The organism is Galbibacter orientalis DSM 19592 (assembly GCF_000260115.1).
Lineage (GTDB): Bacteria > Bacteroidota > Bacteroidia > Flavobacteriales > Flavobacteriaceae > Galbibacter > Galbibacter orientalis.
This window is the reverse complement of record NZ_JH651379.1, coordinates 2,713,741-2,726,917: the sequence shown is the minus strand read 5'-3', so window position 1 is coordinate 2,726,917 and position 13,177 is coordinate 2,713,741. Positions and strand designations below refer to the sequence as shown.

The window sequence follows — 13,177 nt, the reverse complement described above, 5'->3', positions numbered from 1 at the left end:
AATGAAAAAATTACAACTGAAAATTCCGGTACTGTTACCTCAGGTGCCAAATGAAAAAGACACTTGTGTGCAAAGGCTCATTGAAGAATTAGAGGCCAAAGAAGGTCTTGATAAAGTGCATATAAAAGACGATCAGGAAGATACGGTGCCACAATTGTGCTTTCATTACGATCCGGATATAATTTCTATTGACAGCATTCAATCATTGGCAGAAAGAACCGGGGCTGAAATTACCGCGAAATATGGACATTTGCTTATAGAGGTTGAGGGGATTAGGCATACCCGGCATGCAAGGACTTTAGAAAAGAGTCTGCTGAATATCAAAGGCGTTTTGGAAGCTTCCGCCAATGCCGGAGGAATGATCCGTTTAGAATATGATAAACGGGAAACAAGTTTTGATGAGATAACTACAAAGCTCGAAAAAGAAAACCTACAAGTTAAAAAAAGCTCCTCTGCTGAGAATAAGGGCTTTAAATCTGCCGAAAAGAATCCTCAAAATTTAAATAAAGAAAAGGTAAGGGATATAGAAGAACAAAAGCATAAAGATACTGATCTCCAGAATCATAGAGAAGCGGATAGCCACGGGGCCGGGGAAGAACATTCCCACGCCCACGGAGGTATTTTTGGGAAAAACACCGAACTTATTTTTGCTATTATTTGTGGTGCTCTTTTGGGTATTGGTTTTGGTTTGTCCTACGTAACATCAATACCGGAATGGGTCAGCTTATCCCTATACATAGGTGCCTACTTTTTTGGAGGTTACTTTACAGCAAAAGAAGCCATACAGACCGTAGCCAAAGGTGGATTTGAAATTGATTTTCTCATGTTGGTCGCAGCTATAGGAGCAGCTATTCTTGGGGAATGGGCTGAAGGAGCTTTGTTATTATTTCTCTTTAGCCTGGGGCATGCCTTGGAGCATTATGCAATGAACAAAGCACGAAAATCTATAGCTGCACTGGCAGAACTGGCGCCAAAAACAGCTTTGGTTAAGAAAAATGGTAAAACGGAAGAAGTTGGTATCGAAAAACTCAATATTGGGGATATCATTGTGGTGAAACCAAATAGTAAAATATCTGCAGATGGCGTAGTGGTAGATGGGCAGAGTAGTGTTAACCAGGCTCCAATAACCGGGGAGAGTGTACCGGTAGATAAAGTTCCCGTAGAAGATGTTGAGAAGGATTACTCAGAGGTAGATGATATTAAAGATGAAAACCGCGTTTTTGCCGGAACGATCAATGGGAACAATACTTTGGAGATTAAAGTTATCAAAGCAGCCAAAGATTCAACGCTTTCCCGATTGGTGAAACTGGTTAACGAAGCTCAGACTCAAAAATCGCCTACCCAGTTGCTCACCGATAAATTTGAAAAATATTTTGTGCCGTCCGTCCTTATTTTGGTCGGGATTCTTTTGTTTGCTTTTTTAGTTATTGACGAACCCTTTAGCGCCAGCTTTTACAGGGCGATGGCCGTATTAGTAGCTGCAAGTCCCTGTGCGTTGGCAATCTCGACCCCAAGTGCGGTTTTGAGCGGGGTGGCACGGGCGGCACGTGGCGGGGTATTAATTAAAGGAGGGCGCCCTCTGGAGGACCTGGGGGTTATTACCGCCCTAGCCTTTGATAAAACCGGAACTCTAACGGAAGGAAAGCCAAAACTTACCCAAGTGGTGCCACTTGGGGATATTTCAGACAATGAACTTCTCAAAATAGCAGTAGCCGTGGAAGGTCTTAGTGATCACCCCCTGGCCAAAGCTGTAGTTCGTGATGGAAAAGAGCGTCTGGAAGGCGAGGAAATCCCAAATGCCTCTAATTTAGAGGCAGTTCTGGGTAAAGGGATTAAAGCATCATTTGGCAATGATAAAATCTATATAGGTAACCTCGACCTGTACGAAGGGCTTGATGAGAGTACACCTTCCGAAAAAATAGCTACGAAAGTGCGTGGTCTTGAAGGTGGTGGAAATACAACAATGCTTATACGAAAAAATGAAGAATATATAGGCATCATTGCATTAATGGATACCCCTCGTGAAGCCGCCAAGGGAACCCTTAAAAAATTAAAAGAAATAGGAATTAAACGAATGATCATGCTTACTGGTGATAACCAGAAGGTAGCAGACGCAGTAGCAGAAGAAATAGGATTGACCGATGCCTGGGGTAGTTTATTACCGGAAGAAAAAGTGGATGCTATAAAAGAATTAAAAGAAAAGGAATCCAAGGTGGCAATGGTGGGCGATGGCGTTAATGATGCCCCTGCCATGGCAAACAGCACTGTAGGAATAGCTATGGGTGCTGCGGGAAGTGATGTAGCCCTGGAAACGGCGGATATTGCGCTAATGGCCGATAAGTTGGAAACCCTGCCCTTTGCCATAGGTTTAAGCAGGAAGGCAAAGGCGATTATCAGGCAAAACCTTTGGGTTAGCCTTGGTATTGTGGCCCTGCTTATACCTTCAACCATATTCGGCTTGGCAAATATTGGAGTGGCGGTAGTAATCCATGAAGGTTCGACGCTTCTGGTGGTTTTTAATGCGTTAAGGCTTTTGGCTTATAAAAAAGATTAGATCCGGACTTAGACTGTTTTTCGAAAGAATATAAAATGACAAAAACGGAAAAAAAATTATCGTCAAAAGGGATACGCCCTACTGAAATGAGGTTGAAAATTCACAAATACCTCAATAGGAAGACCTATGCAGTAAGTTTAAACGAAATGCAAAAAGTCTTTATCGCTAAAAGCGAAAAAAACAAAACGGCAAACAGAACTACCTTTTATCGAAACCTAAAAACTTTTGAAGATAAAGGGCTAATTCATCAGATTAATGATGGGACAGGAGTGGCAAAATTTGCAATTTCCGATAAAAAGGCCAAAGGTAAATACGGTACAGATTTACATATGCATTTTCATTGTACCGTTTGCGGAAAAACTATTTGCTTGCCGGATAGAATATCGAAACAAAACTTGCCGGACGATTATGAAATAAACGATTTGAACCTGGTATTAAAAGGGGTATGTAAAAATTGTAGTAAAAAATAATAGGTGGGAGTACCTTAAAACTGAACCCTTGCGCCCCTGGTCAGCTTAAGGTTTCCCCCACCTTATTTAATTAAAAAATTTACGAATATGGAAAAATATGATGTAACAATTATAGGCTCTGGCCCTGGCGGGTATGTAAGCGCTATACGTTGCGCCCAATTAGGATTAAAAGTAGCCATTATTGAAAGGTACAGCACGCTTGGCGGCACCTGCCTTAACGTGGGCTGTATCCCGTCAAAAGCCTGGCTTGAAGCCTCTGAGCATTATTACAAACTCAAACATCAATTCGAAAATTTTGGGATTGATGTAAAAGAAGCCAATGTCGATATCAAAAAAATGAACCAAAGGGTTCAGGATGTGGTACAGGAAATCATCAATGGTGTTGATTATCTGATGAAAAAGAACAAGGTTGCCGTCTATCAAGGCCACGGCACCATCAAGGACAAAAACACGATTGAGATTAAGGGCGGGGACAAAACGGAAACCATAACAACCGATAAAATCATCATTGCCACAGGGTCCAAACCCGCTTCACTGCCCAATATTAAAATAGACAAAAAGCGTATCATCTCTTCCACCGAAGCCCTTGCCCTACAGGAAATCCCCAAGCACTTAATGGTCGTTGGGGGTGGCGTTATCGGTGTTGAGATAGGTTCCGTATTCGCCCGCCTGGGTTCAAAGGTTTCCATAGTAGAATATTTTGATAGCCTTATCGCCACTATGGACGGCGCACTGGGACATCAATTGCACCGTTCCCTTAGAAAACAGGGAATTGATTTTTATTTGGAACATAAGGTGACAAACGCAACGGCAACTGAGGATAAAGTAGAATTGAAAGCGGAAAATCTTTCCGATAAAGAAGAAATGAGTTTAGATGGCGATTACTGTCTTATGGCCATTGGCCGAAAACCATACACCGCCAGTTTAGGGCTTGAAAATATAGGAGTGGAAACCAATGAGAAAGGACAGATAACGGTAGATAAAAACCTTGAAACCAATGTCAAGGGTGTGTATGCCATTGGGGATGTAATCCGGGGGGCAATGCTTGCCCATAAAGCCAGTGAAGAAGGCGTTTTTGTAGCCGAAAGCATAGCAGGTCAAAAGCCACATATCAATTATTCCCTTATCCCAAATATCGTGTACACCCAGCCTGAGGTCGCCGGTGTAGGCTTGACGGAAGAAGAACTGAAGAAGACCAATAGAAGTATAAAAACGGGCTCTTTTCCCTATAAGGCAAACGCACGGGCGAAGATAAGTATGGATACGGATGGTTTTATCAAGGTAATCGCAGATAAGGAAACCGATGAGATATTGGGCGTGCATATGATAGGCCCTCGCATAGCAGACAGTTATACCGAAGCGGTGGTAGCGATGGAATTTAGGGCGGCTGCCGAGGATATTGCAAGAATGTCACACGGTCACCCCACATTTTCCGAGACCTTTAAGGAGGCCTGTCTGGCAGCTACCGAAGACAGGGCGTTGCATATTTAAAGTTGACCTAACAGTAAGTTCTTAAAAATTAAGACGCTACTGAGCTTTTTGAAATATTAAGGTTTAAGTAATGAACTCAAAAAACAGATAAGATAAAATGGGGCAATCAGTTCGAAATCAATCCACTATTGGGTATATCAGGGAAACGGCAACAAAGTTCCTCGACAGGGAAACAGCTGGGGGGATTTTTTTAATAATTGCTACTATAGTTGCCCTTCTTTTAGCTAATTCAAAGTGGGCAGGTGCCTATCATCATTTTCTTGGCGATGAATTGCTTTTTGAATTTTCCGAGCATCTTAGTTTTGGGCTAACAATTGAAGAATGGATCAATGATGGCCTAATGGCAATTTTCTTTTTGGTTGCCGGCCTTGAATTGAAGAGGGAGGTTATGGTGGGGGAATTATCTTCAATTAAAAAAGCCTCAGCCCCATTGTTGGCAGCTTTAGGTGGCATGGCAGTTCCGGCCCTCATTTTTATTAGCCTAAATTTAGGCACTGAAAATATAAAGGGTTGGGGCATCCCTATGGCTACCGATATCGCATATTCACTAGGGATTATTGGCCTACTGGGAAAAAATGTCCCCAGGCAGTTAAAAACATTTTTAATAGCCCTCGCTATTGCTGACGATATAGGTGCCATATTGGTGATAGCATTGTTTTATAGCAACGAGTTGAGCTGGATATACCTTGGATCGGGCATGGGGGCATTTGGGGTATTATTATTAATGAATTGGACTGGGATCAAAAATTTGATTTGGTATATTATTATTGGGATCATCTTATGGTATTGCTTCCTTAATTCGGGGATCCATCCAACTATTGCGGGAGTACTTTTTGCCATTACCATTCCAATAGTGCCCAAATTAGACAGTAAAATATTAAAAGAAAGGACCGCCACAAACGTTACTAATCTTGAGAAAACAGAGCTGGAAAAATTAAATCCTCTTCAGGATAAAAAACAACAAATAATTTTAAAAGCTATTAAAACAGATACTGAGAATTCAAGGCCTCCTTTGCTCAAACTGGAAAATTCCCTTGTTGATTTCAATGCTTTCTTTATCATTCCAATTTTTGCAGTCGCGAATGCGGGAGTAAAGCTCGATGTAAATTTAATTGAGGTTGTTTCCAGTTCATTAGGCCTGGGAATACTTTTAGGCTTAGGGATCGGAAAAGTAACTGGCATTGGTATCTTTACATTGATCGGGCAAAAACTTGGAATTTCCGAATTACATAGTGCCTTTAATTGGAAACATATTGTGGGAATTGGTATGATAGCAGGAATTGGCTTTACAATGTCCCTTTTTATAACCAATCTAGCCTTCAGTGACGAATCAATAATTAAGATTTCAAAGATAAGTATTTTAATAGCTTCTTTACTTGCAGCTCTTGGTGGTGCAATTATCCTGCTGTTAGCTTCTAACAAAAGAAAAATCAAAAAAGAAGTTGAGGAATTTAGTCCTGGTGTTATGTGAGAATATATTTAATACGAAATAACCCAAAAATGAAGAAAAGTACTTTTATAATAAATAAAATGGACTGTCCTTCCGAAGAGCAAATGATTCGGATGAAATTGGAGGCCTATGCCCAGGTTAAATACTTGGATTTTGATATACCTAACAGAACGTTGGAAGTCTACCATTTAGATGCGGTCGAAGAGATACGTTCATCAATTTCAGCATTAAAGTTCAATGAAACACTTCAGGGAACCGAAGAAGCAGAACCTCCTGTAAAAGAAGACCAATCCAAACAAAAAAAAATTCTTCGGTGGGTTTTGGCAATCAATTTTGGCTTTTTTGTCATCGAGATGACCACAGGTTGGATTTCTTCTTCTATGGGCCTTATTGCCGATTCGTTGGATATGCTGGCAGATTCTATTGTGTATGCGTTAAGCCTCTTTGCGGTTGGCGGTGCTATTGCCAGAAAAAAGAAAGTGGCGAAATTCAGCGGATACTTCCAGATGGCATTAGCGACACTTGGATTTATTGAAGTATTGAGAAGGTTTTTTACCAATAGCGAAACACCGCTATTCCAATGGATGATCATTGTTTCCATTTTTGCCCTTATTGGAAACCTTGTTTCCCTTTGGCTGATAAGCAAGGCCAAAAGTAAGGAAGCGCATATGCAGGCCAGTGCGATCTTTACCTCCAACGATATAATAGTGAATGGAGGTGTCATATTAGCGGGAATCCTGGTTTATTTTTTAAATAGTAAGTGGCCAGATTTAGTTATTGGTGGAATCGTGTTCACTTTCGTAATGCGCGGGGCCATAAGGATATTAAAATTATCAAAGTAGATCTTATCAAAAAATTTATGGATGGGAGAGTAATTAATTAAAATTTAAAATATGAATGTCTGGCTTTGGATAATAGTATTGGGAATTGCCGCCTGGGCGGCCCATTGGGGTGCGGATCAGTTATTGGCTCCTTTAAAAATGCTCCGTAAACAATGGGGGCTTACCGCTTCTGCAGGTGCTGCTTTCCTTGCCATTGTCACGGCAAGCCCTGAAGTAGCCATCAACATTACAAGTGCTGCACGGGGTGTTTCCGACATTGGGCTTGGAAATTTGTTAGGTTCCAATATTATTTCAATTCCCCTGATGGTAACCATTGCGTATTTCGCTTCCCGGAGACACTTCAAAAAAAATAAAACCCACCAAAAACATCTGGAGAAAAACATTCTGGCATTGAACAAACGTTCTGTTTCCGTTCTTTCCCTACCATATCTAAGTATTATCGCCCTTGTGGCCCTTTTGACTTTACCTAAAGCCTGGCGGGGTCTCCAACCGATAGACGGGTGGATTATGCTGGCGGCATATGGAGTGTTTTTGACCCACGCCATAGTAAAAGGAAGAAAAAAGGGTGAAAAGGTAACCTGGAACAAGAAAAAGATAGCCCTTTCCGTTGCTGGTGCCCTGGCAATAGCCGTAGGTGCCTTCTTTATTGTAAAGGCAACCGAAAATATTGTTGCGGCCTTAAATATTTCGGAAATCGTGGGCGGTCTTTTCATCACGGGCATAATGACCACGGCACCGGAAATTTTCAAGACCTGGAGCGTGGTAAAAGGAGGAGAGGTGACGGCGGGCACCACCAGTGTTATTGCAGACAATGCAGTCACGATGACGGTGGCATTTTTTCCATTGGCACTGGTAACTACCCCAATCGAAGATTTTCAGTTGTTTTGGGTTAACCTGGCCTTTGTTGGGCTTATGCCACTACTATACATCTTGTTTGTGCACCAAAGTAAGGAATTGCACGGTTTCTCCCGCTGGCAAATTTTTGTGTTTGATGCGGCATACATTGTCTATTTGCTGGTAATGATTTTTTTCGTACTAAAACTATTTTGAAGATGAAAGATGGACTTTTTAAAAATTACACAAAAAGGTTCAATATTCTGGATGAAAATATCCGTGAATTGGCAGTAAAATATGCTGAAGAACACTATAGAAAAAACCAATGTTCAAAGGAGGAAGCCCTGGAGCGTGGTATTGTAAAAGCAGAGATGGAAAACAGAAAAATTTAGCCGTAATAATAAAAACACTTCAATAACAAGATGGACTGGATGTTCGAAGATTTCAAATCCGATCTTGATTCCCTCGACCCAAGGGTTAGGGAAAAGGCGCTGGAAATTGCCGGGCAATTAGTTAAGGAGAAAAATTACATGGAAAAAAAGGCTATATCTGAGGCTATTGTAAAAGCTGAGGAATGGTTTTACGATTTAGGAGGATAATAATTAAAACACAAAAGTATGTTACAGATAATTGAATTAACAGGGGGGAATATCATAGCAACAAAAGCTTCAGGTAAATTAAAAAAAGAGGATATGGAAAAAATCCATCCGCTTATCCACGCTATACTGGACAAAGGAATGAAGGTACGCTGGTATTTTGAAATGGAAGACTTTACGGGCTGGGATCTTCCTGGATTCTGGGAAGACCTGAAAATAGATACCACACACGCTCAGGATTATGAAAAAATTGTGATGGTTGGAGGTAAAAAATGGCAGGATTGGATAACTCAGTTTATGAAACCGTTCACCAATGCAGAAGTGAAATATTATGATCTAGAGGATAGAGAAACTGCAAAAAAATGGATTAAAAAATAACTTTTTTAAAATTAAACAATGGAAAACTGAATGTGTAATTAAAATTAAAAAATCATGAAAATATTAGTTCCGATCGATTTTAGTCAAAGTTCAAAAATTGGAGTAGAGTATGCAACAAAGGTGGCCGAATCTTTAAATTCGGAAATCATTTTTGTACATACCTACTCTGGAGGTTATCAATATGCCGGATATGGAGCTATAGCCTATCCGGTCCCCGATAATTTTAGTTCTTACCAGGATTTATACAAAGAGAAAATGCTGGAATTTCTCGAAAATTTTCCGCGTCTGGCCACAATTAAATATAAGAGTATTGTAACCTCTGGAAGAACTTCGGATATAATTTTTCAATTAGCAACAGAAGAAAAAGTCAATTTAGTAATCATGGGTACGGAAGGTGCGGGTGAGGTAGAAGGTTACCTTGCAGGAACTACCAGTGAAAAAATAAGCATGGACGTGCCCTGCCCCGTGCTGGTTGTACCTGAAGATTTAGAAACTTTTGGCTTAAAAAGAATTTGTCTCGCTTTGGATTCAGATAATCTCAGGCCTGATAGAGAATTAAGTATTCTTGCTAATCTATTAATGGCATTTAATGCCAGTCTTTTTATTTTTCATTCTTCTAAAAGTAAAGATGAAAATATTAATGAGCAGGAGGTTAAAGATTATTATAAGCAGTTTTTTAACCTGGAGAATATTTCTGTTCACCTTTTTTCCGACGGAAAAACTGAAGAGAATATAACCAATTTTCTGAAGGAAAACATAATCGATGTTTTGGCTCTATTATACAGGGAACATGATTTTATAGAAAAATTAACTGAACTTGGTTTGAGAAGAAAAATGATTTTTAAATCAGAAGCACCTGTACTTATTTTAAAATAATGACAGAGTTCTTTTTTTTATAAAATATATAGATTTTATAAGGCTGTCGAAATATTATTTTCTGTAAAATTAAATTTCTAAAAGGTCATGTTTTTAGAAAAGCTAAAAAACTTTTCGCACAATATCGCTCTGTCGTTGGTGTTTAAGTTGCTGCTGATCTTAGGTGCTTTTGGAGTTAATTACAGAAAATGGATTGGAAATAGTACAACAAGATGTCCCAAAGTAGAAGAAATAGAAGAAAGAAAAAAGCTCAAAAACCATCGAAAGGTCAAATCTCAAAAAAGGATAAGGTCAAGGGAATTATCGTACTTGTCCTCTTGGTCATAGCCTCATTTTCGCTTTACTTTTTTGTGCTAAAAGGGAACATTCATAAGCATTGAATTTTGATGTGTTCGCTCACTAAAAAACCACCTAATTTCTTAAACCCCAAAATTGTAGTTGTTGATAATGTGGGTTTTATTTTAATTAACATATAAACCCAAATCAGATTTGAAAAAACAATTACTCAAGATAATAAACGATTACAAAAAAGAAATAAAACCCGTAGAAGAATCAAACCTCAATGATTTCAGTATCGTTGAAAATGGGATATCGATTTCCAGACAGTATCTACAGAAATTACGAGTATGCGTAAGGGAAAATGAGTTCAAAAATCCAGAGGAAGAAATCATATTTTTCAAAAAGCATAAGCCTTATATTTACAGTCGCTTGAAATATTACGCTAAGCTCTACAACTTTCTGATTAATCGGCCGGCCGGAACGATTAAATCACAACAATTGTTTATAGACGATGAGATTAAAAAACTTCAGGAAAGCAATCGCCGCCATTTGGATTTTATAAAGTATTATAGGGAGGGATCTACCGTTCTCGATGAGTTTTATTTTTTGCGGGGAAAAGATAAAATCAGTTTGGTTTCAGACACCTCTCACTTTTATACCGATGCAGAATTTTCTACAAGTCACGATAATGCCGTTGCCAAAATTATGGCGTATGATCTTTTGGTCAACCACTATATTCAGGAATTGGACGATTTAAGGAATTTATCTTATGGAAAATCACGAAAATTAAACACCTTGGCCACCGGCGATCGACTGAGTTGGACTGCTTCAAAAACAGACTGTCTCATTACAGTTGTTGCAATGAAAGTGCAAATGGAGGTCGTCACCGACCTCGCATTCACAATTCTCTGCGGAAAGTGCCATAAAGATACGCTGGGTACTGATTCGTTTGAGCGCATTGGCCAGCGTACTTTTTACACCTGCCGTTTGTCGTTCGGAATCTTTTCCGCTAATAAACGCATCCGCCATTGCCCTTGATGTGGTATTGGTTTCTAAAAACTGAATAAGGCTGTCCGTGTCCAGATATTGATAAATGGCGATCAAATGTGGCAGGGTACAAAATTTGGGGTAAGAGTTTTTCAATTTCCAGATCAACCCGCCGATCAATCCTTCCGCAGCATCATTGAAAAAATTGGTCGTTCCGCTCGTGCCGGATTCCCTTTGCTCCAATAGGTTCTCGATCAATACCCTTGAAACCTCGTTTACGCTTTCCTCGTTCTCTAAATAGCGTGGAGCGATGGGATTCACCCTATGTATAATCTTATCGAAGGAGATGACCTTAAACGGAATATCGCTATCCTTGAAAAGCGGATACGCCATTTCCGTCAACTCAAAATCCTTATAGTCGTGGATGATCCCGCAAAAGCCTTCTTTTCGGAAATGCCTTAGGAAACCATAAACTACGCTTTCAGTCTTGCCACTTCCGGCAGATCCGATGATGGATGCCCCACGTTTTACGTTTTCCAGTTTAAAGTTTCCATTGCTCGTTGCAAAACTAACCTGATATTTACTATCTCTATTTTTTGGCTCGTCCGTTTTGTGCAAAAAAACATACAGTCCTGTATTAATCAGCATCAGCGGACAAACCAGGATCAATGAAATCAAAATAAGTCCATTGTTGCTCGATAGGTAAAATACCAAAGCACCGAGCAAAGCCACGTTTAAAAAAAAGGCATAACGGGTCAACCTGTACAGCATATAAAATAGCGCACTTGTTAAACCAATAATTAAGAGTGTCGTTGTAAGGTTGTCCAGTTGCATAACAAAGATTTAGATTCCGATGGAACTTGATTTGATGGCCACGTCCAAACCTTTGCGCAGCTTATTGAAAACCTTTAGGGCAAGCTGCGCCTGGTTGGTCGGGATACTTGGCATTATCGGGATGCCCGTTTCCCGCATCAGTTTAAAAGCGATTGCCTTTTCATTGGTCGGCAATTTCATCAGGGAGGCAAAGTAGATTTTTGGGTTTTTAATGAAATTCTTCCGGGCTTTGTAGGTTTCGGCAAAGTTCCGTTGGTAGCCAAAAGTCTTATCAAAGGTTTTTTCTGCTTGTTCAAAAAACTTGTCCCGGTCAAAACCCCGTTTAACCTGTTTCCCTCTCATCTCGACATCGGAAGCCTTGTATTTACTCCCCGGCGAAAGGCTGAACGAATTGGAAGCATCCTTGCGACTTACGATAATATGGATATGACTTTGGTTGCCGGCCTTGGGCATTCCCTGGACAATACGTTTCCCATCCTGTTGGTGCGGGGCCTGCTTTTCTAATTTAGCAATTTCCCGTTCCCGCTTTCTGGCACTTCCTTCCATCGAGCCGTTTTCTATGTTTCGGATCTCATTTTTTAGCTGCAATATTTTGGAGGCAAAGGGTTGGTTTTCTTTGATCTGTTTGTCTGTTCCCTTGAAGGTTCGTTGGTGCTCGATTTTTGCGTAATACTTTATATCGTCAATAGTTACCGGTCGGCCATTAATTTCCCGGTTGAACGATCCCACATAATCCTTCATCAGCTCGCGGGTGTACTTTTTCAGATCTTCGCTACTGTTCTGTAATCTGTTCAGTTCATACTTGGAAGGGCTGACCGTAATCGAATAGAATTTTGGCTCTTTCTTTTTCAGTTTGGCACCGTTCCCATCAATATCCTTTACCACTTCCTCGGCCGAGATTTCATCGTCATATTGGTTGAAAAAATATTCCATTTCCTCCTGTTCCAAACTTTGATTTTCCTTTTCCAGATAGCCCACAAAATCGCCCGAACTTTGTGAATAATTTCCTCCTAATTTTTGAGGTGTGATCGTGATATACATAGCTCAAAAATTTAGAGTTCGTTATTTAGATTTCGTTTTTCTTGAAAATGCACTTCCTTCTTTTCTTTCACAAATTTCTTCTCCAAGATCAGCGGTTTCTTTTTGGGTTCTTCGGTCTGAAAAAGGGATTCGATCATCGCCACGGTGGGTTTGGTCTGGGTCTTTTCCATATTCCGCATTATGGCGATTACCGCATTGATCCGTTTCTTTAAATTGGCCTCTATCGTCCTCCCGGTCGGGCCCAGTTTTTCCCGTGGCGAGATTTCATTGTAGAAGAAAAAATCGAGCATCACCGCCATTGCCTCGGTATGCGATTTGAAGTGTGCTCTTGAAAATTGCTGGAAACGCTTGGCGGTTTCCTTTTTGAATCTAATGCCGATAAATGAGTCCATAATTCGCCGATTTGTCGCAAATCCTTCCCTAAAAATGGGCGCTCACAGGGCATTTGTCGCAAATTGTAGAAATCCAAATAATCACTTGATTTTTAATTAACTAAAAATCAAGTGATTAACAAGAAGTAGGAGTGCTTAACATCGCATCGCGTG

General features: G+C 40.2%; 12 protein-coding genes and 2 pseudogenes. 11 read left to right on the top strand and 3 right to left on the bottom strand.

The annotated features are described in order from the left end of the window. Nucleotide 1: 1 nt before the first annotated feature. The 11 genes and pseudogenes from JOOMADRAFT_RS12020 to JOOMADRAFT_RS20665 form a co-directional block, all read left to right on the top strand. Nucleotides 2-2,554: a heavy metal translocating P-type ATPase gene (locus JOOMADRAFT_RS12020; RefSeq protein ID WP_008613743.1), complete on the top strand. Its 2,553-nt coding sequence runs from the start codon at nucleotides 2-4 to the stop codon at nucleotides 2,552-2,554. A 35-nt stretch (nucleotides 2,555-2,589) separates the two neighbouring features. Then, nucleotides 2,590-3,024, top strand: coding sequence for a Fur family transcriptional regulator (locus tag JOOMADRAFT_RS12015; RefSeq protein ID WP_008613740.1), 435 nt, complete (start codon nucleotides 2,590-2,592; stop codon nucleotides 3,022-3,024). Nucleotides 3,025-3,111: 87 nt separating this feature from the next. Then, nucleotides 3,112-4,515, top strand: coding sequence for a dihydrolipoyl dehydrogenase (gene lpdA, locus JOOMADRAFT_RS12010; protein ID WP_008613732.1), 1,404 nt, complete (start codon nucleotides 3,112-3,114; stop codon nucleotides 4,513-4,515). A gap of 97 nt (nucleotides 4,516-4,612) precedes the next feature. Further along, nucleotides 4,613-5,986, top strand: a complete 1,374-nt coding sequence (nhaA, locus tag JOOMADRAFT_RS12005) for a Na+/H+ antiporter NhaA (protein WP_008613730.1) — start codon at nucleotides 4,613-4,615, stop codon at nucleotides 5,984-5,986. Nucleotides 5,987-6,015: 29 nt separating this feature from the next. Continuing rightward, nucleotides 6,016-6,807, top strand: a complete 792-nt coding sequence (locus tag JOOMADRAFT_RS12000; RefSeq protein WP_008613728.1) for a cation transporter — start codon at nucleotides 6,016-6,018, stop codon at nucleotides 6,805-6,807. A gap of 51 nt (nucleotides 6,808-6,858) precedes the next feature. Next, on the top strand, nucleotides 6,859-7,857 hold the full coding sequence (locus tag JOOMADRAFT_RS11995) for a sodium:calcium antiporter (RefSeq protein ID WP_008613726.1): 999 nt from the start codon (nucleotides 6,859-6,861) through the stop codon (nucleotides 7,855-7,857). Between the two features lie 2 nt (nucleotides 7,858-7,859). Continuing rightward, nucleotides 7,860-8,033, top strand: a complete 174-nt coding sequence (locus JOOMADRAFT_RS20330) for a hypothetical protein (protein ID WP_008613725.1) — start codon at nucleotides 7,860-7,862, stop codon at nucleotides 8,031-8,033. Nucleotides 8,034-8,063: 30 nt separating this feature from the next. Further along, the gene (locus JOOMADRAFT_RS20325; protein WP_008613724.1) at nucleotides 8,064-8,240 is read left to right on the top strand and encodes a hypothetical protein; all 177 of its coding nucleotides are present in this window, start codon (nucleotides 8,064-8,066) and stop codon (nucleotides 8,238-8,240) included. Between the two features lie 18 nt (nucleotides 8,241-8,258). Next, nucleotides 8,259-8,615, top strand: a complete 357-nt coding sequence (locus JOOMADRAFT_RS11990; RefSeq protein WP_008613723.1) for a SpoIIAA family protein — start codon at nucleotides 8,259-8,261, stop codon at nucleotides 8,613-8,615. Between the two features lie 54 nt (nucleotides 8,616-8,669). After that, on the top strand, nucleotides 8,670-9,491 hold the full coding sequence (locus JOOMADRAFT_RS11985; protein ID WP_008613722.1) for a universal stress protein: 822 nt from the start codon (nucleotides 8,670-8,672) through the stop codon (nucleotides 9,489-9,491). A 489-nt stretch (nucleotides 9,492-9,980) separates the two neighbouring features. Next, a pseudogene (locus JOOMADRAFT_RS20665) lies at nucleotides 9,981-10,583 on the top strand (RteC domain-containing protein); the annotation flags it as partial. Between the two features lie 66 nt (nucleotides 10,584-10,649). Here the strand turns inward: JOOMADRAFT_RS20665 and JOOMADRAFT_RS11980 are convergent. The 3 genes and pseudogenes from JOOMADRAFT_RS11980 to JOOMADRAFT_RS11970 form a co-directional block, all read right to left on the bottom strand. Continuing rightward, nucleotides 10,650-11,591, bottom strand: a pseudogene (locus JOOMADRAFT_RS11980) (type IV secretion system DNA-binding domain-containing protein); the annotation flags it as partial. 9 nt (nucleotides 11,592-11,600) lie between these two features. Continuing rightward, nucleotides 11,601-12,632 carry a MobB family relaxase gene (mobB, locus tag JOOMADRAFT_RS11975; protein ID WP_008613720.1) on the bottom strand — a complete coding sequence of 344 codons (1,032 nt, stop codon included), beginning with the start codon at nucleotides 12,630-12,632 and terminating at the stop codon, nucleotides 11,601-11,603. 11 nt (nucleotides 12,633-12,643) lie between these two features. Next, nucleotides 12,644-13,024, bottom strand: a complete 381-nt coding sequence (locus tag JOOMADRAFT_RS11970; protein ID WP_008613719.1) for a BfmA/BtgA family mobilization protein — start codon at nucleotides 13,022-13,024, stop codon at nucleotides 12,644-12,646. Between the last annotated feature and the right edge of the window lie 153 nt (nucleotides 13,025-13,177).